Raw genomic sequence first — 24,771 nt, forward strand, 5'->3', positions numbered from 1 at the left:
GGCGCCGGCAAAAGTTCTCCGGAAAGCGGTTCGGAAAGTCTTGCTCCATGAATATGTGACATGTACCATTGCATAGATTCGTGATGCAGAACACGTGGGCGGCGTTGTCCACCATCTCAAGGAGACCACATGAGCACCAATGAAATGCTTGACCGAAAGGCCCCCGGGGGCCTGCCGGGTTCCGGGCGCGGCACCGCGGCTCCCCGGGGCCTCAAGCGGGTTGTGGCTGCCGCCATGGCCGGAACCGTCGCCGAATGGTACGAGTTCTTCCTGTACGGCACGGCCTCCGCCCTGGTCTTCGGAACCCATTTCTTCCGGCAGACGGGAAATCCGGTTGACGGCGTCATCGCCGCATTTGCGCTCTACGCCGTGGGCTTCGCCGCCCGCCCGATCGGCGGACTCGTGTTCGGGCACTTCGGCGACCGCATCGGCCGCAAGGCGTTGCTCCAGCTCAGTCTTGTCGTCGTGGGCATCACGACGTTCCTCATGGGTTGCCTGCCCACCTTCGATGTCATTGGATACTGGGCGCCCGGGCTCCTGGTGACCCTTCGCCTCATCCAGGGCTTTGCCTTCGGCGGCGAATGGGGAGGCGCGATCATCTTGGTGAGCGAGCACAGCCCCGACGACCGGCGAGGCTTCTGGGCCAGCTGGCCGCAGGCCGGTGTCCCGTTGGGCAACCTGGTTGCCACGCTCGTGCTGCTGGGTCTCTCCAGTGTCCTGCCCGAGGAAGCATTCCTTTCATGGGGATGGCGCGTGGCGTTCTGGTTCTCCGCCGTGGTGGTCTTGATCGGCTACTGGATCCGCACCAAGGTCGACGACGCACCGATCTTCAAGGAGGCCCAGGCGCGCCAAGCGGCCTCGCAGGAAGTCCAGCCGGGCATCCTCCACGTCCTGCGTTACCACTGGCGCGCCGTGCTGATCGGCATTGGTGCCCGATTCGCCGAGAACATCCTGTACTACATCGTTGTCACCTTCTCGATCACCTACCTCAAGCTGGTCGTCGACATGGATACCACGCGCATCCTCCTGCTGATGTTTGGTGCGCACTTCCTGCACTTCTGCATGATCCCTTTGGTTGGGCTGCTTTCGGACATCGTCGGGCGCAAGCCCGTATATCTGACCGGCGCAGTTCTCACCGCATTCTGGGGATTCGTGGGCTTCCCGATGATGGACACAGGCAATGACTGGATCGTCATGGCTGCCATCACCCTGGGCCTGGCCATCGAGTCCTTGACCTATGCGCCGTACTCGGCGCTCATGACCGAAATGTTCCCGACCAACGTGCGGTACACCGCCCTGTCGCTCTGCTACCAGTTTGCTCCGATCCTTGCAGGTTCCTTGGCGCCGCTGATCGCACTGACGCTCCTGCAGAAGTTCGATTCGTCGATTCCGATTTCCATCTACCTTGTCGCGGCAGCGGTCATCTCGATTGTGGCGGTCTCCTTTGCCAAGGAAACCCGGGGCAAGTCGCTGCACGATGTCGACGCCGAGGCGGCGTTGCGCACCAACATCGCCGCCTGACCCCGACCCGCACAACGCCTGACGAAAACCTAAGGAATGAATATGGACCTACTCACGAGCATCAACGACGCGATCTGGAACCCCATGGCGTACTTTGCCTTGGCTGTCGGATTGTTCTTCACGGTCATGACGGGATGGGTCCAATTCAGGCGCTTCCCGGACATGATCCGCCAGATCCTGAGCAAGAAGAATTGCCCCGACGGCATCTCCCCGGCCCAGGCGCTGCTCCTGACCCTGGCAAGCCGGGTGGGCGTGGGCAACATTGCGGGCGTTGCCACGGCAATTGCCGCGGGCGGCCCCGGCGCCCTGCTCTGGATGATCATCTGCGCGTTGTTGGGATCGGCCAGCTCCTATGCCGAAACCGTCCTTGCGCAGGTCTTCAAGCGCCGGATCAACGGCGAGCACCGCGGCGGCATGCCGTTCTACATCGAGCACGGCCTGAAGCTGAAGTGGCTGGCCGTGACCGTCTCGCTGATCGCCATGCTCGGCTACGGCTTCGTGTTCCCCGGGGTCCAGTCAAACAACATCGCCTCCAGCGTGGAGACGGCATTCAACATCCCGCCGCTGGTCAGTGCCATCGGCATCACCGCACTCATGGCATTTGTCATCATTGGCGGCACCAAGCGGATCGTCGGAGCCGCGCAGATCATGGTCCCGGTGATGGCGGTGGGGTACATCGTTGCTGCGCTGGTCATCGTCGTGGCCAACTACGATCAGATCGTTCCGACCATCGCCCTGATTGTCTCCTCGGCATTTGGCACGCACCAGGTCTTCGGCGGCATTGTCGGAGCGGCCGTGGCGTGGGGCGTTCGACGCGCAGTGTTCTCCAATGTCGCCGGCGTGGGGGAGGGGACCTACGGGGCTGCCGCTGCATCGGTGTCCCACCCCTCCAAGCAGGGCCTGGTCCAGGCATTCTCCATCTACATCGACACCGTTGTGGTGTGCTTTGCCACGGGGCTGATGATCGTGATGACCGGTTCCTACAACGTGTTCGCCGCGGACGGTACGGCACTGGTTGAAGGTGTGCCCGGCCTGGCGGCCGGCGCCGCCTATACGCAGCAGGCCATCAGCACCGTGATGCCCGGGGTGGGTCCGGGGTTTGTTGCCGTGGCACTCTTCTTCTTCGCATTCACCACGCTTGTCGCCTTCTTCTACATTGCCAAGACCAACCTGGTCTACCTCACGGGCAAGGACGACAACCCCGTGCTGGACTGGGCGCTGAAGCTGGGCATGCTGGGCATCACCTTCTATGGCGGCATCGTGAGCGCCGACGTGATGTGGGCGGCGGGAGACATCGGATACGGAACACTGGGCTGGATCAACATGCTGTGCCTGCTGGCCCTCTCCGCCGTGGTCTACAAGGTCACCAGCGATTACGACAAACAGTGCAAGGCAGGCCTTGATCCCGTCTTCGATCCGACGAAGCTCGGCATTGCCGGCGCCGATTTCTGGGTCGAGGAAGCCAGTGAAATCGCAGCAAACCAGGCTGAATTGACGGCCAAATCGGGCCGTCGCGAATAATTCAGACCCGCCTCTTCCATCTGTACAATGTCACATGATACTATTCAAGTGTGATGTGCGGCATGGAGCCGAAGGCGTCACCCACAACTTTGCAAGTCATTGAAAAATCCCTTGAAAGGAACACACCATGAGCACCACCAAGAAGCCCTGGCACGGAGTCATCGTCGCATCGGCACTGCAGTTCAAGGACGACTACTCGGTCGACTACGAGGCATTCGCGGACCACGTCCGCTTCCTGGCCAGCAGCGGCTGCGACGGCATCGCCCCGAACGGGTCGCTTGGTGAATACCAGACCCTGTCCGACGAAGAGCGCGCCAAGGTCATCGAGACCGCCGTTGCCGCGGCACCGGAGGGCTTCGTGGTCATGGCAGGCGTTGGCGCCTACGGCGGACTGCAGACCCAGAAGTGGGCGCAGCAGGCCAAGGACGCCGGCGCGCACGCCATCATGTGCCTGCCGCCAAACACGTACCGCGCAACCGATGAAGAGGTCATGGACCACTTCCGCCTCGCGGCTTCCGCGGGCCTTCCCGTTGTTGCGTACAACAACCCGTTCGATACCAAGGTCGATTTGACCCCGGCGCTGGTTGCCCGCCTGTTCCACGAGGGCCTGATCGTCGGCATCAAGGAATTCACCGGCGACCCGCGCCGTGCCTACGAAATCAAGGAACTGGCACCGGGCATGGACATCCTCATCGGCACCGATGACACCGTCCTGGAAATGGGTCTGGCCGGAGCCGTCGGATGGGTCGCCGGTTACCCGAACGCCATCCCGCACGCCACCGTGGAACTGTACCGCCTGGCCACCTCCGGCAACCTTGCAGACATGGAACGCGCCCGCGAGATCTACCGCGACCTGCACTCGCTGCTGCGCTGGGACACCAAGACCGAGTTCGTCCAGTCGATCAAGCTGTCGATGGATGTCGTCGGGCTCAACGGCGGCGTCTGCCGCCCGCCGCGCAACCCGCTGTCCCCGGAGGTCCATGCGGCTGTCGTCGCCGACACCGAGGCCGCAGTAGCCAAGGGCTACAAGTAACCTCGAAATTGCCGTGTTGTTGGCCGGCCCCGCGTTCACGGGGCCGGCCAACAACACCACCTCGATCAACGAAGATTCACCAGAAAGCTTGAACCATGCGCACCAGCAGGATCTTCCACGCAGTGGATTCACACACCGAAGGCATGCCCACCCGCGTCATCACCGGCGGCGTCGGCACGATTCCCGGAGCCACCATGGCCGAACGCCGTCTGTGGTTCATGGAGAACAGCGACGGAATCCGCAACCTGCTGATGCGCGAACCACGCGGGCACGCCTCGATGAGCGGCGCGATCCTGCAGCCCTCCACGCGCCCCGACGCAGACTTCGGCGTCCTGTACATCGAGGTCTCCGGGCTGCTGCCCATGTGCGGGCACGGCACCATCGGGGTTGCCACCGTGCTGGTGGAAACCGGCATGGTCGAGGTCCAGGAACCGGTGACCACCGTACGTCTGGACACCCCGGCCGGACTGGTTATCGCCGAGGTCGCCGTGAAGGATGGGGCTGCCGAATCGGTCACCATCCGCAACGTGCCCTCCTACAGCGACCGCCTGGATGCAAGCGTCGAGGTCCCCGGCTACGGCACCGTGAAGTACGACCTGGCCTTCGGCGGAAACTTCTACGCCATCGTCGAGCTCGAGGACCTGGGGTTGCCCTTCGAACGCGAGCGCAAGAACGACCTGCTCGCCGCCGGCCTGGCCATCATGGATGCCATCAACGAGCACGACGAACCCGTGCACCGCGAACGCGACGACATCCGCGGCTGCCACCACGTCTATCTCAAGGCCCCCGGCTCAACGGCCGAGTACTCCCGGCACGCCATGGCGATCTACCCGGGCTGGTTCGACCGTTCCCCTTGCGGCACCGGGACCAGTGCCCGCATGGCCCAACTGCATGCACGTGGCGAATTGGCGCTCGATGCAGATTTCACCAACGAGTCATACATCGGCTCGCAATTCACCGGACGGCTTGTCGAAGAGACAACCGTTGGCGGGTTGCCCGCGGTCGTACCCACCGTCACCGGACGAGCCTGGCTCACCGGAACGGCCCAATATTTCCTTGATCCCACTGACCCGTTTCCGGAAGGATTTTCGCTGTGACACTGCCATATTTCGATGCTGCCCAGGTGCGCGCCTCGCTTCCCTTCGAGCGTGCCATTGCCGCCATCGAGGATGCCTTGCGTGCCGACACCGACCCGGAAATCGACGGGCCGCGGATCTTCGCACCGGCACCGGACGGGGAATTCCTGCTGATGCCCGCCGTTGGACAAGGCTACTCGGGGCTCAAGGTCGCAACTATCGCCCCGCTGAACCCCGCCAAGGGCGAGGAAAAGATCCAGGGCGTCTACCTGCTCTTTGATTCGGCGAACCTCACACCGATTGCCGCCATGGACGGAGCCGAGCTCACCGCCATCCGCACCCCGGCCGCAACCCTTGCCGCGGTGAAAAACATTGCCGAGGCACCGGGGGAGACCCCGTTCACCAGCACCCCGAAGATCTTGGTCTTCGGTGCCGGGATCCAGGCGGTCAACCACATCCGGGCAGCCAAGGCCGTCTTCCCCGAGGGCAGATTCTCCGTCGTGGGCCAACGGATCGAACGCATCGCGGCACTGACCGAGCAGCTGGCAGCCGAAGGCATCGCCGTCACCCGCGGAAGCGTCGATGATGTTCCGGGCGCCGATGTGATCCTGTGCGTGACCTCCTCGCCGACCCCGCTCTTTGACGGATCGCTGCCGGCAGACCACGCCATCATCGCCTCGGTGGGCCAGCACGGGCTCGATGCCCGCGAGGTCGATGAGACGCTGGTGAAACGCTCCGAGGTCGCCGTCGAGGGACGGGCATCCTCCTGGCGCGAAAGCGGGGACCTGATCCCCGCACGCAGCGTCGAGGAGTGGATGCAGATCAATCCGCCCAACCTCAAGGACCTGGTTGACGGCAAGTTCAAGCGCGTTGCAGGGCGCCCGAGCCTGTACACCGGCGTGGGCATGGCATGGGAGGACTTGGTGTCCGCAGCCGTGGTGTACGAAGATCACAGGAGTAGAAGCGCGTGAGCGCACCTGTGGAAATCGGAGAAAAGACCATGACCGGCACCTCAAAGTTCACCATTGAGAAGCTTGACCGCCAGATGAGCCTGCGCGAAACCGTCACGCAGAAGCTGCGGACCTCGATCATCTCGGGGGACCTGGTTGAAGGTGAGCTGTATTCGGCACCCAGCCTGGGCGCCGCCTTTGGGGTCTCCGCAACTCCGGTTCGCGAGGCCATGATGGACCTGGTCCGCGAGGGCCTGGTCGAGACGGTGAAGAACAAGGGATTCCGGATCACCGGCATGACCGATGAGGAGCTTGAGGAGATCGCCGAGATCCGGCTTCTCATCGAACCTGCCACCACCAAGCGGGCCCTTCCCTTGATTCCCAAGGAAAGCATTGCCGAATTGCGTGCGCTGGCCGACACCATTGTGGCCATGGCCAGGGACAAGGACGCCGAAGCCTACCTGGCAGCGGACCGCGAGTTCCACGCCCGGCTGATGGGCTTTGCCGGGAACAAGCAATTGGTGGAACTGGCAACCAGCCTGCGCCTGCGCACACGCATGTACGGGCTGAAGACGCTGCTGGACAACCACCAGCTCGACGGTTCCGCGAAGGAACACCACGAAATGATCGACTGCGTGGAACGCGGTGACGGTGACGGGATCTACGAGCTGATGATCCTCCACATCAACCACGCCCGCGGCCTGTGGAACACCGGCAGCCCGGAATCACACGAAGCCCCGTTGAACGAGCAATAACCGAGGAGAACACATGAATGCGCCCAGCGACGTCATCGTCATTGGTGCCGGGGTCATCGGTTCGGCGATCGCCTACTTCGCCAGCCGGCAGGGACTTTCTGTCACCGTGCTGGAGCGCGGATTACCCGCCAGCGGAACCAGTTCCGCCTGCGAGGGCAACATCCTGGTCTCCGACAAGGAACTGGGCCCGGAGCTTGAGCTGACCAAGTTCTCGCTGGACACCTGGCGCGGCGACCTGGCCGAGCACGCACGCCATTGGGAATTCGAGTCCAAGGGCGGCATCATTGTCGCCTCGCGCGAATCCTCCATGGCCTCCCTTGACCGCCTCACCAAGGCCCAGGCCAACCACGGCATCGACGTCGAGTGGGTCGACATCCCGCGGCTGCGCGAGTTTGAGCCCAACATTTCCCCCAACGCGCTAGGCGCCGCCTGGTACCCGGACGACTGCCAGGTCCAGCCGATGCTGGTTGCCGGCCACCTGCTCAAGCTGGCCCGCGCCGCCGGGGCCAAGGTCATCACCAACACCATGGTCACCGGCTTCGTGCGCAACGGCGAGACCGTCACCGGTGTCAAGACCGACCGCGGTCAGTTCCACGCCCCAGCGGTCGTCAACGCCGCGGGCAGCTGGTCGGAGGACGTGGCGGCGCTGGCCGGGGTCAACGTGCCGGTGAAGCCCCGCAAGGGCTTTGTCATGGTCACCGAACCGCTGCCGCCGATGGTGCACCACAAGGTGTACGCGGCCGAATACGTGGACAACGTGGGAAGCTCCGACGCCGGGCTGCAGTCCTCGCCGGTGGTGGAGGGCACTCCCGCCGGTTCCATCCTGATCGGCTCCTCCCGCGAACGCGTCGGATTCGACCGGTCCGTCAACACCGACGCCCTGCGCCAGATGGCCGCCAACGCCATCGCGCTCTTCCCCTTCCTGGAAAAGACGCGCATCATCCGCCACTACCACGGCTTCCGCCCCTACTGCCCTGACCACCTGCCGGTCATCGGGCACGACCCGCGCGCACCGGGCCTCTGGCACGCCAGCGGCTACGAGGGCGCCGGCATCGGCCTGTCCGCCGGCACCGGAAAGCTCGTGGCCCAGGCACTGGCCGGGCTCACCCCCGACTTGTCCCTGGCGCCCTTCGCCCCCGAACGCTTCGGCGAATTCACCCCCGCAACCAAGGTCCCCCAGGAGTCGGCAGCATGAGCACCACACCGCAGCGGATCACCGTGACGCTCAACGCCACCGAGATCCGGGCCGATGCCGGCCAGAGCGTCGGAGCGGTGCTGATGGGGCAGGGCATCAAGGCCTGGCGCACCACCCGCAACGAGGGCAAGCCGCGCGGCCTGTTCTGCGGCATCGGTGCCTGCTACGACTGCCTGATCACCATTGACGGCCAACCCAACCAGCGTGCCTGCATGGTCGAGGCGCGGGACTCCATGAACATTGAAGGGGACTTCGACGCATGAGCACGCAGACGGAATTTTCCTTCGACGTGGCCGTCATCGGCGCGGGCCCGGCGGGCCTTGCCGCGGCGGTTGCCGCGGCCGAACGCGGCGCCAAGGTCGTCGTGCTGGATGCCGGCACCCAGCCCGGCGGCCAGTTCTGGCGCCACCGCCCCGAATCGGTCATCCCCGAACCCGACGGCCACGGCCACCACGGCTGGAAGACCTACCTGGACCTGCGCGCACGCTTCGACGCCGCCGCATCCCGCGGCATGCTGCGCTACCTGCCCAACACCCAGGTCTGGATGACCGAATGCGAGGACGCCGGCCGCTTTGTGCTGCGCCTGACCCCCGCCACCGGCACCGCGCTCGAGGCCGCAACGGTCCGCGCAACCAAGCTCGTCTCCTGCACCGGCGGCTACGACCGCCAGCTGCCGCTGCCCGGCTGGGAACTGCCCGGCGTCATGGCCGCGGGCGGAATCCAGGCGTTCATCAAGGCCAACGGCACCCTGCCGGGCCGGCGCTTCGTGGTCGCCGGAACCGGGCCCTTCCTGCTGCCGGTGGCCGCAAACATCGCCGAGGCCGGCGGCAAGGTCGTCGCCGTGTGCGAATCCGCCTCGCTGGCCAACTGGCTGCCGCACCTGGGCGCCGCAAGCGGCGTCCCGGGCAAGGCCCTCGAAGGCGCGGAGTACGCGGGCGTCTTTGCCAAGCACCGCATCCGCTACCGCACCCGCACGGTTGTCACCGAGGTGCTGGGGGAGACCAGCGCCAACTCGGTGCGCATCGCCAAGGTCGACGCCGACGGCGCCGTCATCGCGGGCACCGAACAGCTGCTTGAGGACGTGGACGTCGTCGGCTTCGGCTGGGGCTTCACCCCGCAGATCGAACTGGCCGTTGCCCTGGGCGCCGAGACGCGCATCGATGCCGACGGCTCGCTGGTCTGCGTGGTCGATGACCGGCAGGCCTCCAACGTGCCCGGACTCTACCTTGCCGGTGAAGTGACCGGCGTCGGCGGGGCCGTGCTGGCCGTGGCCGAGGGTCTTGTCGCCGGGGCCGCCGCGGCCACCGGAGAGCAGCCAACAGCCGGAACCGCACGGCAGATCCAGCGCCACCGGAAGTTCGCCGGGGCCATGCACCAGGCGCACCCCGTGCCCGAGAAGTGGGATGACCTGCTCACCGACGACACCCTGGTGTGCAGGTGCGAGGAGGTCAGCCACGGCGAGGTCGTGCACGCCCGCGATGCCCTCGGCGCCACGGATGCACGCACCATGAAGTCCTTCACCCGCACCGGGATGGGCTGGTGCCAGGGCAAGGTCTGCGGCTTCGCCGTCTCCTGCCTGTCCACCAAGGGAAACGACGACGCCGGGGCCGAGCAGGCCTCGCTGGCGGCCTTCGCCAAGCGCCCCGTCGCCGCCCCGCTGACCCTGGGCGAGATCAGCGCCCTGGACTCCCGACAGCCGCAAGACTCCTGACAGCCCGAATTTCCGCCCCCAGCTTTTGATCCATGGGTCACCACCGACTTCCCCGTGAAAGGACCACACCCATCATGACGACCACCATCACCGTCACCCCGACGACCGCCACCGAGCTCGAGGAAATCCTCGTCGCCGCCCAGCAGGCCGCCGCCCCGTGGGCCGCACTGCGCCCGTCCGAGCGCGCCGACGTGCTGGACACCGTCGCGGACGCCCTTGACGCCGCCGCCGGCACCCTCATCCCGATCGCCATGGCGGAGACCAACCTGCCGCAGGCCCGGCTGACCGGCGAGCTCAAGCGCACCACCTTCCAGCTGCGCATCTTCGGCGAGGTGCTGCGCGACGGCGCCTACTTGGACGCCCGCATCGACCACGCCGACGCACAGTGGCCGATGGGTGCACCGCGCCCGGATTTGCGCCGCGTGCTCGAGCCGATGGGCCCGGTCGTCGTCTTCGCGGCCAGCAACTTCCCGTTCGCCTTCTCCGTGGCCGGCGGCGACACCGCCTCCGCCTGGGCCGCGGGCAACCCCGTCATCCTCAAGGCGCACTCGGGCCACCCGGAACTCTCGATCGCCACGGCCAACACCATCGCCGAGGCACTGGCCTCCGCCAACATCCCGGCCGGCATCTTCGCCCTGGTCATGGGCACCGAGGCCGGCGCCACCGCGCTGAAGGACCCGCGCGTCAAGGCAGCGGGCTTCACTGGCTCGATCCCCGGCGGCCGCGCCCTCTTCGACATGGCCAACGCCCGCCCGGAGCCGATCCCGTTCTACGGCGAGCTCGGTTCCAACAACCCCGTCTTCGTCACCGCCGCCGCGGCTGCCGAGCGCGGCGCCGCGATCGCCGGGGAATTCGTCGCTTCCTTCACCATGGGCGCCGGCCAGTTCTGCACCAAGCCGGGAACGATCTTCGTCCCGCGCGGCTCGGAAATCGTCGAGACCCTGCGCGCCACGCAGCTTCCGGCAGCCGCCGCACTGCTCAACGGCCGCATCCAGGCCGGCTACGTCGAGGTGCTTGAGGCCCTGCAGAATCATGAGAAGGTCCAGGTCCTGGCCCAGGGCTCGGACCCGCTGGCCGATCCGCCGAGCCCGACCCTGCTGCTCACCACTGCTGCGGACCTGCTGGCATACCCCGAGTCGCTGCAGACCGAGTGCTTCGGCCCGACCGCACTGGTCGTCGAGTACACCGACGAAGCAGAACTCGTCGCGCTGGCCGAAAGCTTCGAGGGCCAGCTGACCGCCACCCTCGTGGGCACCGAAAACTGCGAGGTCACCGAGCTGATCGAGGTGCTTTCCCGCAAGGCAGGCCGCGTGCTGTGGAACCAGTGGCCGACCGGCGTCTCGGTCACCTACGCGCAGCAGCACGGCGGCCCGTACCCGGCAACCACCTCCGTGGGCAGCACCTCCGTGGGCACCGCCGCGATCTCCCGCTTCCTGCGCCCGGTTGCCTACCAGGGCTTCCCGCAGGCACTGCTTCCCGAGGCGCTGCAGGATGCCAACCCGCTGAACGTGCCGCAGATGGTCAACGGCAAGCGCTAACGGCCTGCACGCCGTGGGGCCCTGAACCGGCACGCCCGCAGGCTGTGCCGGTTCAGGGGCCCAAAGGAGCCAGGATCGTCGAAGCCATCGGCTCGACCCTGCGGGGATTCTCCGCGGGCGACAAGGTCGTCATGGGTTCGGCGTTTTGTGGCCAGTGCGAGCAATGCCTCGCCGGGAACCCGATGTATTGCCTGAGCTTCTGCGATCGGAACTTCGGCGTCCAGCGCGCGGACGGCTCGAAGGCCTTTTCGGACTCGCAGGGCGCGATCGGATCGCATTTCTTCGGCCAGTCCTCCTTCGCCGAGCACACCAACGTCGCGGCCCGTGGTGTGGTCAAGGTTCCCGACGACGTGCCGCTGGAGATCCTCGGACCCCTGGGCTGCGGCATCATGACCGGTTCCGGGGCCGTGCTCAACGTCCTTGAGCCGAAGCCCGGTTCCTCCATTGCGGTGTTCGGCACCGGGGCCGTGGGCATGGCCGGCATGCTTGCGACCAAGGCCGCCGGCGCCACGACCATCATCATGGTGGACATCGTGCCCGAACGCCTCGCGTTCGCCAAGGAGCTGGGAGCCACCCACACCGTGAATTCCAAGGAAGTGGACCCGGTCGAGGCGATCAAGGAGATCACCGGCGGCGGCGTCAATTACGCGTTGGACACCACCGGCGTTCCCCCGGTGTTCTCGCAGATGACCCAGTCGTTGGCCACCCGGGGCCACGGCGCCCTGGTCGGTGCCGCGAAGCTGGGGACCGAGGCACCGTTCGCCATCGGCAACCTGCTGCTGACCGGCATCAAGGTCTCCATGGTCATCGAGGGCGACGCGGTGCCCAAGGAATTCATTCCCCGGCTGATCAGCCTGCACGCGCAGGGCTTGTTCCCCTTCGACAAGCTGATCAAGAAGTACAAGTTCGAGGACATCAACCAGGCCTTCGCCGATTCCGCGGACGGATCGACGCTCAAGCCGGTCATCGTGTTCTAGCGCCTACGGATCCCGTTGTGGGGTGGCCGGACATGTGCCCGATAGCGCATTTCCGCCCATCCTTCCGCAGGAATGGGCCGGTGCAGGGCTCAGCCGCCCCACGTGAACCGGGGCCGCCCGCCCTCCAGGAATGCCCGTTGGCCGACGGCGAAGTCCTCACTGGCCGGCAGCTTGGCCCACTCCTCGCGCCACAGCTCGTCCTCCGCGCCGCTTCCGGAAACCAGGGAATCGATCAGCTTCTTCATGGTGTGGACCGAGTACTGAGAGCGCGTGGCCATGCGGGCGACCAGGCCCTGGCTGAGGGCCTCGAAGTCGGCTTCGGGAACCACATCCGTCAGCAGTCCCCAGGCAGCCGCTTTCTCTGCAGGGATCACGTCCGCACTGAAAAGCACGTACTTGGCCTTGTCGGCGCCGAGACGCTGGACCAGGCGTTCGACGCCGCTGCGCGGGTAGATGATGCCCAGCTTGGACGGCGTCACCGCAAGCTTGACGGAATCGGCGGCGATGCTTACGTCGCAGGCCGAGGCAATCTGCCATCCCCCTCCCATGCAGGTCCCGCGCACCAGTGCCACGGTCGGCTTGCGTGCCGCCCCGATTGCGGCATCGGCGGCGCTGAGGTGGTCGATGGTTTCCCCGTCCGGGCCCGCGTCGAACAGGACCTGATGCAGTTCGTTGATGGCGGCGCCGGCCGAAAAATCGTCCCCGCTTCCACGCAGCGTGATGACCTTGACCCTCGGGTCGGCATCGAGCCGGCGCACCTGCTCGGCAAGCTCGAGGCACATGTCCCGGGTCAGGGCATTGCGCTGGCGCGGGTTCTCGATCACGATCTCGCCGATGTCGCCGTTGATGCCGCTGAGTATGCGACCTGCCAGCGTCGGGATCGCTGTGGTTGTCGTTCCGCTCATGCCGTTGCTCCGCTCGTGGCCAGGACCGCCGGTTCCCTCACGATGCCCTCTGCCATCAGACGGTCGATCTGTTCGTTGTCCAGTCCCATGCCGGTGAGGATCTCGCGGCTGTGCTCGCCCAGCACCGGCGGGGCATGGCGCACCGGCGTGGGGGCATTGCCGATGCTGACGGGACCGCGCAGGATCCGCAGGTTGGTGCCGTCGGCTCGCCGTGTTTCGGCGATCAGCCCGAGCGCTCGGGCCTGGTCGCTGTTCACTGCTTGCAGGTAGTCGAACACCGGCCCGCTGGGGATTCCCACGGCGTTGAGGTCCTCGATCCATGCGGCGGCCGGGCGGGTCGCCAGCTCCCGGGTGACCAGGGCATTGAGTTCTTCGCGGTGCACGGCCCGATCCCTGCCGGTGGCAAAACGGGGATCTTCGGTCAACTCGGTCCTGCCGAGCACCGAGCAGAATGCCGCCCACTGCGACTCGGTGGCAACGGCCAGAACGATGTCGTCGCCGGCCGTTGCGTAGGCCCCATAGGGGGCGATGGTCGGGTGGTTGTTTCCCTGGGGTTCCGGTGCCCGGTCCTGCGAGAGTGCGGTCTGTCCCTGGAATGCCGAAAGCCCCAGCGCGGTTTCGAACAGCGAGGTGGAGACGTTCTGCGCTTCGCTTCCCTGGGCCCGTGCGTAGAGCGCACTGACCAGGGCGAAGGCGGAGATCATGCCGGTGGCGATATCGATGACGGGAACGCCGACGCGGTAGGTTTCCTCGGTGTTCTTGCCGGTGACCGAGGTTAGCCCTGAGGCGGCCTGGATGACCTGGTCCAGTCCGGCCCGGTCCTTCCATGGTCCTGCCGTGCCGTAGCCGGTGATGGAGGAAACTATGAGTCGCGGGTTGATGGCACGCAGCCGTTCGGCCCCGAGCCCCATCTTTTCCATGGTTCCGGGCTTGAAGTTCTCCACGAGCGCGTCGGCATCCGCGAGCAGGTCGGCGAGCAATTGGCGTCCGGATTCGCTGTAGAGATCCAGCGAGAACGACTTCTTGTTCCGGTTGGTGGAGTCGAAATACAGGCTGTGGTTGCCGTCAAACGGCGGCCAGGACCGCGACGAGTCCCCGCCGGTGACGGTCTCGATCTTGATGACGTCCGCACCCATGTCCGCGAGCAATGCGGTGCAGTAGGGGCCGGCCAGTGCCCGGCTGAGGTCGATGACGCGAATACCGCTCAATGGCAGCAAGGTGTCCTCCTTGGGATGAAATGAATAGGAAATGGCGGGGGCACTAGAACATGGTTGGCAGCACAAGGGCGCCGACCAGGCCCAGCGGGCCGATCACGACCATGGACATGCCCCACCGGGTCAACAGCTGGTTGATACGCGGACGTTCCTCTTCATCGACGGTGGCCACCAGTGTGGCTCCCACCGTTGAAAACGGGGATACGTCCACGATCGAGGAACAGACTCCAAGCGCCGCGATCAATGCCCAGCCGGCGATGTCGCCAGAGGCCACCAGCGGGATGGCCAGGGGCACCAGGGCCGCGAGCATTCCGGTGGTCGAAGCGAAGGCCGAGACCAGCCCGCCGATCAGGCAAATGACCAGGGCCGCGATCAATGGGCTTCCGATCTGGCTTGCGGCATCGCCCAAGAGTTCGACCGCGCCCATCTTCTGCAGTACTCCGACGAAGGTGATGATGCCACCGACCATCAGAACCGTGGACCAATCGATTTTGGCCACTGCGGTCTTTCCGGTCTTGGGATCCACCAGTGTCATGACAGCAGCGAAGGCAAAGCAAAGGACTCCGATGTCCGGATCCAGTCCGAAGAGCGCGAGGGCGATGACGCTGGCCACCAATCCGGCCATGCACAGCACGGTGATCAGTTGCGTTGGGTTCATTCGTGGACGAACCGCAGCGGGGGTTTCTGTGCGTTCAAGTGTCTTCAGTCCGCCGCGCGCGATTTGTGCGCTTCGCTTGGCGATGCCCTCGCGTTCGAAAGGATGGGCCGGAAGGGGGGCCTTGATGGCCAAGTTCGGTGCAATGGCCGGTCCGATTTCACCTGGTGCCCGGGTCTTGAGCAACTTGAATCCCCCGAACATGACATATGCGGCAGCAAGCAAAACGATGTTGGCTCCGAGAGCCACGGCAAACAGCAACAACGGGTTCAATGGGATGCCGACCGAATGGGCGGTTCCGTAGGTAACGATGCCAAAGAGGCTGGTGGGAGCGAATCCGCCGGCGCTCAGGCCGCATCCAATGGCCAGCCCCATCAGCATCCGGTCGATGCCGTATTTCTTGGCCAGCGGCATACCTATTGGGGTCATCACCAGCCCGGCAAGCGGTGAGCCCATCGCGGAGATACCTGCGGTCAGGGCAAAGAAAACCAAGGGGAGAACGAAGGCATTGTCCCCGACCCTCGCGATGGCGGATTCGATGATCTTGTCCACGGTGCCATTTGCCTGCGCAATGGCGAAGAAGTAGGTGACGCCAACGAGCAACACCAGGATGGAGATCGGGAAGCCGGCAACAACCTGCTTCATTTCCATGTCGGCGAGCCAAATGCCAACACCGGCGGCGCCGGCGAACATGATGACGCCCAAGTGCACCTTGCGAAGCGTGGCCAAGGTGAAGATGCCTACAAAAATAATCAAGGCAATGATCTGAGAAGTCACTGTGGTCCTTTCACAAAAACATTCATTGGTTCATCTAGTGAACCGACGGTTCATTTTGCTGCATTGGCTGTAAGCTATATCACAAACATGGATTGGGCAAGAGAAGAAATTGGGGCGTACGGGTTGAGTACACAAAGCGTGAAGTCGGCAATGCAGATCATCGAGGTCATCTCGGAGCACCAGCCCATTGGCCTCTCGGATATCGCGAGAAGGACCGGCGGTTCCAAGGCCACGGTCCTGCGGACGCTCACGACGCTCAGGGACATGCGTTGGGTGGAGCAAAGCGACACGAGAGATGCGACCTGGTCGCTGAGCTTCCACGCCTATGCGGTGACTGCCCGAGCAGGGCTGGGCGTCGACCTGCGCGACATTGCCATTGGGCCGATGAATGGTCTTCAACTGGACACCCGTGAAACGGTGCACCTTTGTGTCCCGGATTCAAACTGCCTGGTGGTTATTGAACGGCTCGATACCCCGCACGTCCTGCGCGCGTTCTTGGCGTTGGGCACGCCGATTCCTCTCCATGCATCGGCCACTGGACTGGCGTTCCTTGGGGCATCCACTGACGATTTCGTCGAGGGTGTGTTGAAGGGCCCGCTGGAAAAGACCAGTGGGCAGACGGCTACGGCCCCGGAAAGCGTGTGGAAACTGGTGCGGGAAGCACGCGAGCGCGGCTACTCCATCAATGAGGAGGGGCTGAGTGACGGAATTACCTCAGTGGGAGCCGCAATCATGAACTCTACGGGTGCGCCGGTGGGCTGTGTGTCCATTTCCGGGCCATCGAGCCGAATAGTGTCTTCCAAGTACGAGGAATACGGCACGGCCGTGGTGCGAACGGCCAATGAGATCAGCGGGCTGATGCGCGGTCGACGCTGAAGCCAGTCCTCGGATTGGGTGAAACGTATCCGGCCAGACCCGCAGGGGATCTGGCCGGATGCCGAGTCTTCTTCTCTACTTGCCGACCTTGGAGTACAGCGCACGGACAGCCGCGGCCACGGCCGTGGCCAGCGTCGGGTCGATGACCGGGGCGAAGAACGGCGAGTGGTTGGCCGGCGGATGCTCCGAGCCCACGGTCTGCGCGTCGAAGCCGCCGAAGAACCAGTACACCGAGGGAACGCCGATGGCATCGGCCAGCGCGCCGAAGTCCTCGCTGCCCATCACCGGGGTTCCCTGCAGAACCTTTTCGGCACCGAACTCGTCGCGGAACTGCTCCTCAAGCAACGCGGTCTGGACCGGGTCGTTGTGCAGCGGCGGAAAGTTGGAGATGTCCTCGATGGTGGGTTCCGGGGCCCCGGAGGCGGCGGCCTCGGCGGCGATGATGCGCCGGATCGAGGACAAGACGGTTTCACGCACCGCCGGTTCGAAGGTGCGCACGTTCAGCGTGAACACCGCGCGGTCCGGGATCACGTTCTCCTTCAGGCCCGCGTGGAAGGACCCGATGGTCACCACCGCGGCCGACTGCGGGGCCACCTGACGCGAGACGATGGTCTGCAGGCGCAACACCATGGCCGCTCCCAGCACGATCGGGTCGATCGAGTGTTCCGGCATCGAGCCGTGCGAGCCCTGCCCGTGGACCGTGACCTTGAAGGAATCCGCGGTGCTCATCGCGGCCCCCGCCATCAGCGACACGGTGCCGGCCAGCCCCGGCATCACGTGCTGGCCGTACATGATCTCGGGCTTCGGGGCCTTGTCCCACAACCCGTCCTGGACCATCGCCCGGGCGCCGGCGGCGGTTTCCTCCCCGGGCTGCAGCACGAACACGATGGTGCCGGCCCAGTCGTCCTTGGCCCCGGCGTAGAGGGCCGCGGTGGCCAGCGCCGAGGCCATGTGGGTGTCGTGCCCGCAGGCGTGCATGGTCGGGACCTCGGTGCCGTCCTCCAGGAAGCCGGTGGCGGTGCTGGCGTAGTCAACACCGGTGTCCTCGAGCACCGGAAGCCCGTCGGTGTCGGCGCGGAACCCGACGACCGGGCCCTGCCCGTTGCGCAGCACGCCCACCACGCCGGTGCCGCCGCAGCGGAACACCTCAAGTCCCAGGGCCTCGAGGCGCCCGGTGAGATAGTCGGCGGTCCGGTGCTCCTGCATGGACAGCTCGGGATTGGCGTGCAGGTACTTGTAGGTCTCGATCATGTCCGCGGTCGAGTCCGCGGCCAGTGACAGGGCCTGCGGGATGGTGTTCGTCATGCTGTGTTGTTTCCTTGTCTTTGGGTGGCGGCGGGGCGGCGGGTGGCCGCTGCCGGTGGATGTCTTGTTGGTCGTTTGCCGGGGATGGGGGGTGCTCAGTACACGGGGCCTTCCGGAAGCTCCGATTCGGCGGTGGTGTCCTCCGGGGTGCCGAGGGTCTTGCGGTCGCGCAGCACCCAGGCGAGCGCGGCGGTGGAGATCACGGCGACAGCCGTGGAGAACAGGCCGAAGGGCTTGTAGAGCTGGACAATGAAGACCACGACGACCGCGACCACCAGCGCGATCACGGCCGAGCGCGGGGCCTTCTGGCTCACGATGGCCTGCACGACCACCGCTCCCATCACCGTGGGCAGGATGTAGAACTGGACGGTCTGGATCATGTCGACAGGGATCACGCTGACCAGCCAGGTGCCCAACAGCCCGACGAAGATGAACAGGGATGCCAGGTGGACTGTGGCAGCGCCGCAGATCGCGGCGACGGAGGCCAGCTCGCCCTTGCGGGTTCCGGGCTTCACCCCGATGGTCGCCTGGGCGATCATGGCCGCGGGCAGCAGCTTGTTGGAGATGTTGCCGATCATGAAGGCCTGGTACATCGAGGAGGCCCCGAGGATCGGGAAGTAGGTCAGGGGCTCGACGATCCAGATCACGCCGAAGACCGCGGCCAGGGCGCCGAAGGCCGTGAGGATCCCGGCGACCTCGATGTCCAGGCCGGCGAAGAAGACCAGGTAGCCGGGGGCGGCCAGGGAAAAGAACAGGCCCATGATCATGGTGATCCGTCCCCAGCGGGAGGTGGTCTTGTCGAAGGCGCCAAGCGCCTCGTGCAGCTCTGTGGCTTTGCTCATGATGTGCTCCTTGGGTTTCTTGGCGCTGCTTAGAGGCGGGTGGCGGCGTAGGTGATGGCCAGGGACAGGATGATGGCGATGCCCAGGGCCCATTCCTTGATCCACGGCCTGTTGACCCGTTTGGCGATGACCATCAGGCCGGTCATGATCGCGGCCGAGGAGACGAAGGCGACCACATGGATCCATGACTTGGGCAGTTCGCCGATGCCAAGGACCATGAAGGCGGCAACCATGGCGGCACCCGAGACGACCATCATGATGGCGGGGTTGACCTTCCGCAGTGCCGAGTCGCCCTTCTTCAGCAGCGGGGTCAGGATCAGGGTGGCGATCATCCACATGGCCCCGCCCAGGCTCATGGCGGCCAGGGCCAGGCCGAAGACGGCCTGGGTGTAGGTGGGCCCGCCGAGTTCGGCGCCGGCGGAGTTGGCGGCAATGGCCGCGGCAGCCGTCTCATAGGACACCGAACCGATCAGCCCGATGCGCACCAGCACCGCGGGGGTGCCGAAGACCGTCAGCAGGGCGACGGCCACCATGACCACGGCAAGCGAGGGTCCCAGGGCGGAGATCGCGCCGGCGCGGAAGCTGGTCTTGAGTTCGGCCTGGCTCATCCCGATGTGGGGTGCGGCGAGCCGCGCGGCCTTCATGTAGATGACGGACTGGACGACGATGACCAGGAAAACGCCGATGGCGCAGGCCCAAAGGACCGGCGAATTGGCCACGGCGAGGATGTCGGTGGAGTTGCTGTCAGCAGCTGCGGGCAATGCGGCTGGGAAGTTCATGGGCTGGCCTACCGTTCATCGAAGGATTCAAGGCGGAGGGTGCGGGTCATGGGTGTTCGCGGTTGCCACCGTGCCCGTTCTGTCCTGAACCTGAAAGATAAACCGCTGCGCGTGGCAACGGCGTGCTTCGTCGGTGAGCCACCTGTCCCGGCGGCTGCTCTCCAGAATTTCCTCACGTGGCTGTTCCTGGTACCTGAGAGATTGCGGGTGCTTGCCCCTTCGGTGCCCGAGTGGTGTCCGGGACTCTCCAGCCACGCGTGATCGGAAGACTATTCAGTTGTGCGCGGAAGCCTTGCCGCGTGCGACCAGAATACTTGACGGAGGTCACATTCGCGCCCTTTGTTGCTTGGATAGTGGGGCGTCAGAAACCCTCTCCCATCAGGTATTTGTTGACCGCAGAGGCTGGGGTGCGGCTGTCGAGTGACCGCCTGCGGCTCCCCGGTCTTGGCGTTGGGACGCCCACGTCAGGTGACGGATGTGGGTTGATCCCGTCAAGCCCGGGCCCGGCCGGGCTTCTGTGGGTTTTGACACACGCCTAGTGATGCGGAATACTATGAAATCGATTCCATGGAATCGATTTCATAGATAAGCAAAGGGGCTTATTCATCATGAACGCCGTCACCATCAAGGACGTTGCACATGCCGCCGGGGTGTCTCCCGCGACGGCCTCGCGCGTGCTTTCAGGCAATCCGGCAACCTCGCCCGAGGCCCGTGAACGGGTCGAGGCCGCGGCCAAGAACCTCAACTTCCTGCCCAACGCGCAGGCCCGCTCGCTGCGCTCCACCAAGACCGACACCATTGCCCTGCTGATCTCGGACGTACGCAACCCCTACTTCTCCGATCTGGCCCACGCCGTGGAACAACACGCACGCGCCGCCGGATTGATGACATTCATCGGCAACGCCAACGAGGACGCCGCGCAACAAGATGATTTCCTGGCAACCATGCTCTCGCGCCGCGTGGACGGCATGATCGTGGTTCCCCAGGGCCTGGGCGAACAGGCCGGCAACGCCAGCGACATGCTCCGCCGCGTCGTGGACAGCAAGATCCCGATGGTCTTCGTCGACCGGACTTTGTCCGATGTCAGCATCCCGCACGTGACCGCCGAAAGCCACGCAGCCCTTGGCCAGGCGGTGGCAACGCTCAAGGCCCACGGGCACCGGCGCATCGCCTTCATCGGCGGACCCGAGCACGCCTCGACGGCCCTCGAACGGCACCAGGCATTCGACGCCGCGCTGGAGGCAAACGGCCTGTCAACCAACCCCGACCTGCACTTCGCCGGCGACTTCCGCCCGGCCTCGGGTGCCGACGGCGCCCGCTGGTTCCTAGCCAACGAACACCGCCCGACCGCCGTGGTCATTGCCGACGCACCCATGGCCATCGGCGCCCTGCGCGTGTGGCGTGAGGCAGGTGCCCGGATCGGGACCGACTTCTCCGTGGTCTCCTTCGACGAAGTCGACGCGCTGCTGATGCACGAACCCCCGATCGCCACCATCAGCCACGACCTCGAGGCGATGGGACGGGCAGCGGTGCAGGCCCTTCGCTCGGTCATGAACAAGGAAGCCGTTGCGCCGGTGGAACTGAACAGCTCATTCACCCTGCGGGCCTCGGTGGGCGCCGCTCCGGAAAAAGGAAACCACATGGAAGGAACGGCACGATCATGAACAGCGATCCATTGCTGGTCTTGGACCGGGTATGCAAGTCTTTCGGCCCGGTCCAGGTCATTGACGAGGTCACCGTCGAGGTGCACGCCGGCAAGGTCTCGGTGCTGCTGGGCGAAAACGGTGCTGGCAAATCCACGCTGATCAAGATGATCGCCGGGGTGCACCCGCCTGACGGCGGGCGGATCCTGATCGAGGGCAAGGAAGTGAAGATTTCCGACACCAAGTCCTCCGAAGCGCTGGGCATCGCCACCATCCACCAGGAACTGAACCTGGTGCCGTCGATGACCATCGCTGAGAACATCACCCTGGGCCGGGTGCCGCGCCGCTTCGGCATCATCAACCGCCGCGAGATGCGCAAGATCGCCCGCGAGGCGCTCGACAGGCTCGGACTGGACCTCCACGTCGACACACCGGTCGGAAACCTGGGCCTGGCCCAGCAGCAACTGGTGGAAATCGCCAAGGCACTCTCGCTCGATGCCCGTATCCTGATCCTTGACGAGCCCACCGCGGCGTTGACCACTGCCGAGATCAACCAGCTTTTCGACGTGGTGCGCAACCTCAAGGCCAAGGGCGTCGGCATGGTCTTCATCAGCCACCACCTCGATGAGATCGCCGCCATCGGCGACTTCGTCAACGTGCTGCGCGACGGCCAATTCATCGCCACCGTCCCGGCCGACACCGATGAGAACCAATTGGTGCGTCTGATGGTCGGCCGCGATATCGACGAGCAGTTCCCGCGCGTGCGCACCGAGGTATCCGATACCCCGCTGCTGAGCGTGCAGGGACTCGGGGCCGGCATGCTGTCGGACATCAGCTTCGAGGTTCGCCCCGGCGAGGTCGTGGCCCTGGCCGGGCTCATGGGGGCAGGACGCACCGAGCTGATCCGCGCCATCGCCGGAGCCGACGACTACACCGCTGGATCGGTCACCGTCGCCGGGACCCCGCTGGCCCGCCGCGACGTGGCCGCGGCAACCCGCGCCGGAATCGGCCACGTCCCGGAGGACCGCAAGACCCAGGGGCTGGTCCTGGATGCCTCCGTGGCCGAGAATATCGGATACGCCACCATGGCCTCCACCGCGCGGGCCGGCCTGGTCGACCGCAAGGGCCAGCGCAAGCGAGCCGAAGACGTTGCGGCCCGCCTGCGCATCCGCATGGGATCCATCGACCAGCCCATCCGTTCTCTCTCCGGCGGCAACCAGCAAAAGGCGGTGTTCGGCCGGTGGTTCACCGCCGGATCCAAGGTCCTGCTGCTGGACGAGCCGACCCGCGGGGTCGACGTGGGGGCCAAGGTCGAGATCTATGAACTCATCAACGAAATCACCGCGTCCGGCGGTTGCGTGCTGATGGCCTCGAGCGAGTTGCCCGAAGTGCTGGGCATGTCGGACCGGGTCCTGGTCATGAGCCAGGGCCGCATCGCCGGGGAACTGAAAACCCGCGAGGCAACCCAGGACTCCATCATGGCGATGGCCGTGAGCAATGTGCACCGCGAACACGAAACAGGAATGAACCAATGAGCAGCGTAGCGATCACCACCAAGCCCAAGGGCTTTGACCTCAAGGCCTTCCTCGCCAACAACGGAGCGTTGGTGGGCCTGGCGGTCCTTTGCCTGGCCCTCTTCATCGCGACCCCGCGATTCCTCACCGCCGCCAACTTGGTCAACGTGGGCATCCAGGTCTCGACCATCGCGGTCATGGCCTTTGGACTGACCTTCGTGATCGTCGCGGCGGGCATCGACCTTTCCGTCGGTTCCGTTGCGGCACTCTCGGCCATGGTTTCCTCGTACTGGGCGACGACCGCCAACCTGCCCGGGGCCTGGAGCATCGTCGTGGGCCTGGCTGTCGGCGCCGCATGCGGCTGGGTCACCGGAGCGATGAGCGCCTATGGCAAGCTACCCACCTTCATCGCCTCGTTGGCGATGCTCACGATCGTGCGCGGATTGACCCTGGTGGTCTCCGACGGACGCCCGATCGCCACCTCCGAATCGGTTTCCTTCCTCGGCTCCGACCTGGGCGTCATCCCAGTGCCGATCATCGTGCTGGTGCTTTCGGCCTTGGTCGCAGGCTTTGTGCTGAACTACACCGTGATCGGCAAGAACGCCTTCGCAGTCGGCGGCAACACCGAGGCCGCACGCCTCTCCGGCATCCCGGTCAAGCGCGTACTGATGACGGTGTTCATCATCTCCGGTGTCTTTGCCGCGCTCTCGGGCATGATCCTGGCCGGACGCCTCGACTCGGCCCAGCCGACCCTTGCCGCCGGCTACGAACTTGACGCCATTGCCGCCGTCGTTATTGGCGGATCCTCGCTCTCGGGCGGTGTCGGACGGATCTCCGGAACCCTCGTCGGTGCCCTGGTCCTCGCGGTGATCCGCAACGGATTGAATCTGCTCTCGGTCAGCGCGTTCTGGCAGCAGGTCGTCATCGGCCTGGTCATCGCCGTGGCCGTGGGCTTCGACGTCTTCCGCCGCAAGAATGTCCGCCACTAAACCCCCTTCACACCCACCCATCTCGACCCCCCACGTTCAAAGGAGAACACGCATGAAGAACATCGTTCGCAAGACCACCGCACTGGGCCTCGGCCTGGCCCTGGCCCTCACCGCCACGGGCTGCAACCGCGGTGAGACCTCCGCCGAGGGCGGAAAGGTCACCATGGCCATTTCCACGCTGAACAACCCGTTCTTTGTTGACGTCCGTGATGGCGCCAAGGAAGAGGCGGCCAAGTCCGGCATCGAACTGAACGTCGTGGACGCGCAGAACGACTCCGCCACCCAGGCCAACCAGCTGGCAACCGCTGCCACCGACGGCTCGGTCGGCGTGATCATCAACGCGGTCGATTCCGACGCTGCATCCGCGGCCCTGGCGCCGGTCGTTTCGGCGAAGCTGCCGATCGTCGCCGTTGACCGTTCCGTGGGCGAGACGAAGGTTGCTTCCTTCGTGGCCAGCGACAACGTCGCCGGTGGCGAGCAGGCAGCAAAGGCCCTGGCCGAGAAGCTTGGCGGCAAGGGCAAGATCATCATCCTTGAGGGCGTCCCCGGTGCCTCCTCCACCAACGAACGCGGCGAGGGCTTCGACAAGGGTCTGGCCGCGTACCCGGACATCGAAGTCGTTTCCTCGCAGCCCGCCAACTACGACCGCGCCAAGGCCCTTGACGTGGCCACCAACCTCTTGCAGGGCAACCCCGACGTTGCAGGCGTGCTGGCCATGAACGACGAGATGGCACTTGGTGCCATCCAGGCACTGGGCGACAAGGCCGGCAAATCCGTCAACGTGGTCGGCTTCGACGGTACCGATGACGGTTTCAAGGCCGTGGCCTCCGGCAAGCTGCTGGCAACCATTGCCCAGAACCCGGCAGAGCTCGGCCGCCAGTCGGTCCAGATGGCTGCCAAGGTGCTCAATGGCGAAAGCGTGGAGGCAGACGTTGCCGTTGCCGTCGACACCGTCAACGCCAAGAACATCAGCGAATACACCAAGTAGCATCCCT

At 65.3% G+C, this 24,771-nt stretch carries 22 protein-coding genes and 1 riboswitch; of the genes, 16 read left to right on the plus strand and 6 right to left on the minus strand.

Going from position 1 to position 24,771, the window contains the following annotated elements:
• Positions 1-129: 129 nt before the first annotated feature.
• The 11 genes from abaF to JOF46_RS22690 all read left to right on the plus strand — a co-directional run bounded on the left by abaF (position 130) and on the right by JOF46_RS22690 (position 12,277).
• A complete protein-coding gene (gene abaF, locus JOF46_RS04805; RefSeq protein ID WP_281070090.1) occupies positions 130-1,521 on the plus strand; it encodes a fosfomycin efflux MFS transporter AbaF in 1,392 nt (463 codons plus the stop codon).
• 42 nt (positions 1,522-1,563) lie between these two features.
• Complete coding sequence (locus JOF46_RS04810) at positions 1,564-3,042, plus strand: alanine/glycine:cation symporter family protein (RefSeq protein WP_209906275.1); 1,479 nt, start codon at positions 1,564-1,566, stop codon at positions 3,040-3,042.
• Between the two features lie 127 nt (positions 3,043-3,169).
• On the plus strand, positions 3,170-4,075 hold the full coding sequence (locus JOF46_RS04815; RefSeq protein ID WP_209906276.1) for a dihydrodipicolinate synthase family protein: 906 nt from the start codon (positions 3,170-3,172) through the stop codon (positions 4,073-4,075).
• 95 nt (positions 4,076-4,170) lie between these two features.
• Positions 4,171-5,172, plus strand: a complete 1,002-nt coding sequence (locus tag JOF46_RS04820) for a proline racemase family protein (RefSeq protein ID WP_209906277.1) — start codon at positions 4,171-4,173, stop codon at positions 5,170-5,172.
• Complete coding sequence (locus tag JOF46_RS04825) at positions 5,169-6,122, plus strand: ornithine cyclodeaminase family protein (protein ID WP_209906278.1); 954 nt, start codon at positions 5,169-5,171, stop codon at positions 6,120-6,122. The genes JOF46_RS04820 and JOF46_RS04825 overlap by 4 nt, the downstream gene beginning before the upstream one ends.
• Complete coding sequence (locus JOF46_RS04830) at positions 6,119-6,856, plus strand: GntR family transcriptional regulator (RefSeq protein ID WP_342592365.1); 738 nt, start codon at positions 6,119-6,121, stop codon at positions 6,854-6,856. Before JOF46_RS04825 ends, JOF46_RS04830 begins: the two co-directional genes overlap by 4 nt.
• A gap of 13 nt (positions 6,857-6,869) precedes the next feature.
• Positions 6,870-8,051 carry an NAD(P)/FAD-dependent oxidoreductase gene (locus JOF46_RS04835; protein ID WP_209906279.1) on the plus strand — a complete coding sequence of 394 codons (1,182 nt, stop codon included), beginning with the start codon at positions 6,870-6,872 and terminating at the stop codon, positions 8,049-8,051.
• A complete protein-coding gene (locus JOF46_RS04840; RefSeq protein WP_209906280.1) occupies positions 8,048-8,314 on the plus strand; it encodes a (2Fe-2S)-binding protein in 267 nt (88 codons plus the stop codon). The genes JOF46_RS04835 and JOF46_RS04840 overlap by 4 nt, the downstream gene beginning before the upstream one ends.
• Entirely contained in the window at positions 8,311-9,762 is a 1,452-nt protein-coding gene (locus JOF46_RS04845) for an NAD(P)/FAD-dependent oxidoreductase (RefSeq protein ID WP_209906281.1), read from the plus strand. Before JOF46_RS04840 ends, JOF46_RS04845 begins: the two co-directional genes overlap by 4 nt.
• 74 nt (positions 9,763-9,836) lie before the next feature.
• Entirely contained in the window at positions 9,837-11,300 is a 1,464-nt protein-coding gene (locus JOF46_RS04850; protein ID WP_209906282.1) for an aldehyde dehydrogenase (NADP(+)), read from the plus strand.
• A 44-nt stretch (positions 11,301-11,344) separates the two neighbouring features.
• Positions 11,345-12,277, plus strand: a complete 933-nt coding sequence (locus JOF46_RS22690) for an NAD(P)-dependent alcohol dehydrogenase (RefSeq protein WP_209906283.1) — start codon at positions 11,345-11,347, stop codon at positions 12,275-12,277.
• 89 nt (positions 12,278-12,366) lie between these two features.
• Here JOF46_RS22690 and JOF46_RS04860 read toward each other — a convergent pair whose 3' ends face one another.
• Genes JOF46_RS04860 through JOF46_RS04870 form a run of 3 tightly spaced genes read right to left on the minus strand, consistent with a single transcriptional unit; the run spans position 12,367 to position 15,828 of the window.
• Positions 12,367-13,182, minus strand: coding sequence for an enoyl-CoA hydratase/isomerase family protein (locus tag JOF46_RS04860; protein ID WP_209906284.1), 816 nt, complete (start codon positions 13,180-13,182; stop codon positions 12,367-12,369).
• Positions 13,179-14,399: a CaiB/BaiF CoA transferase family protein gene (locus tag JOF46_RS04865; protein ID WP_209906285.1), complete on the minus strand. Its 1,221-nt coding sequence runs from the start codon at positions 14,397-14,399 to the stop codon at positions 13,179-13,181. Before JOF46_RS04865 ends, JOF46_RS04860 begins: the two co-directional genes overlap by 4 nt.
• Positions 14,400-14,442: 43 nt before the next feature.
• On the minus strand, positions 14,443-15,828 hold the full coding sequence (locus JOF46_RS04870; protein WP_209906286.1) for an SLC13 family permease: 1,386 nt from the start codon (positions 15,826-15,828) through the stop codon (positions 14,443-14,445).
• 150 nt (positions 15,829-15,978) lie between these two features.
• Between JOF46_RS04870 and JOF46_RS04875 the strand changes: the two genes are divergently transcribed.
• Entirely contained in the window at positions 15,979-16,704 is a 726-nt protein-coding gene (locus tag JOF46_RS04875; protein WP_245348010.1) for an IclR family transcriptional regulator, read from the plus strand.
• A gap of 75 nt (positions 16,705-16,779) precedes the next feature.
• On the opposite strand, the gene JOF46_RS04880 is transcribed toward JOF46_RS04875, so the two are convergent.
• From JOF46_RS04880 to JOF46_RS04890, 3 genes are all read right to left on the minus strand, one after another.
• Positions 16,780-18,009 carry an amidohydrolase gene (locus JOF46_RS04880; RefSeq protein ID WP_209906287.1) on the minus strand — a complete coding sequence of 410 codons (1,230 nt, stop codon included), beginning with the start codon at positions 18,007-18,009 and terminating at the stop codon, positions 16,780-16,782.
• Positions 18,010-18,104: 95 nt separating this feature from the next.
• Entirely contained in the window at positions 18,105-18,851 is a 747-nt protein-coding gene (locus JOF46_RS04885) for a hypothetical protein (RefSeq protein WP_209906288.1), read from the minus strand.
• Between the two features lie 29 nt (positions 18,852-18,880).
• Entirely contained in the window at positions 18,881-19,630 is a 750-nt protein-coding gene (locus JOF46_RS04890; protein ID WP_209906289.1) for a DUF5058 family protein, read from the minus strand.
• Positions 19,631-19,800: 170 nt separating this feature from the next.
• Positions 19,801-19,891, minus strand: a riboswitch (glycine riboswitch).
• A 347-nt stretch (positions 19,892-20,238) separates the two neighbouring features.
• On the opposite strand from JOF46_RS04890, the gene JOF46_RS04895 reads away from it, so the two are divergent.
• From JOF46_RS04895 to JOF46_RS04910, 4 genes are read left to right on the plus strand one after another with little or no spacing between them, the layout of a single operon-like run.
• Entirely contained in the window at positions 20,239-21,294 is a 1,056-nt protein-coding gene (locus JOF46_RS04895; protein WP_209906290.1) for a LacI family DNA-binding transcriptional regulator, read from the plus strand.
• A complete protein-coding gene (locus JOF46_RS04900) occupies positions 21,291-22,808 on the plus strand; it encodes a sugar ABC transporter ATP-binding protein (protein WP_209906291.1) in 1,518 nt (505 codons plus the stop codon). Before JOF46_RS04895 ends, JOF46_RS04900 begins: the two co-directional genes overlap by 4 nt.
• Positions 22,805-23,776 carry an ABC transporter permease gene (locus JOF46_RS04905; RefSeq protein WP_209906292.1) on the plus strand — a complete coding sequence of 324 codons (972 nt, stop codon included), beginning with the start codon at positions 22,805-22,807 and terminating at the stop codon, positions 23,774-23,776. Before JOF46_RS04900 ends, JOF46_RS04905 begins: the two co-directional genes overlap by 4 nt.
• A gap of 52 nt (positions 23,777-23,828) precedes the next feature.
• On the plus strand, positions 23,829-24,764 hold the full coding sequence (locus tag JOF46_RS04910) for a substrate-binding domain-containing protein (protein ID WP_209906293.1): 936 nt from the start codon (positions 23,829-23,831) through the stop codon (positions 24,762-24,764).
• Positions 24,765-24,771 lie beyond the last annotated feature (7 nt).

Source organism: Paeniglutamicibacter psychrophenolicus (assembly GCF_017876575.1).
Taxonomy (GTDB): domain Bacteria; phylum Actinomycetota; class Actinomycetes; order Actinomycetales; family Micrococcaceae; genus Paeniglutamicibacter; species Paeniglutamicibacter psychrophenolicus.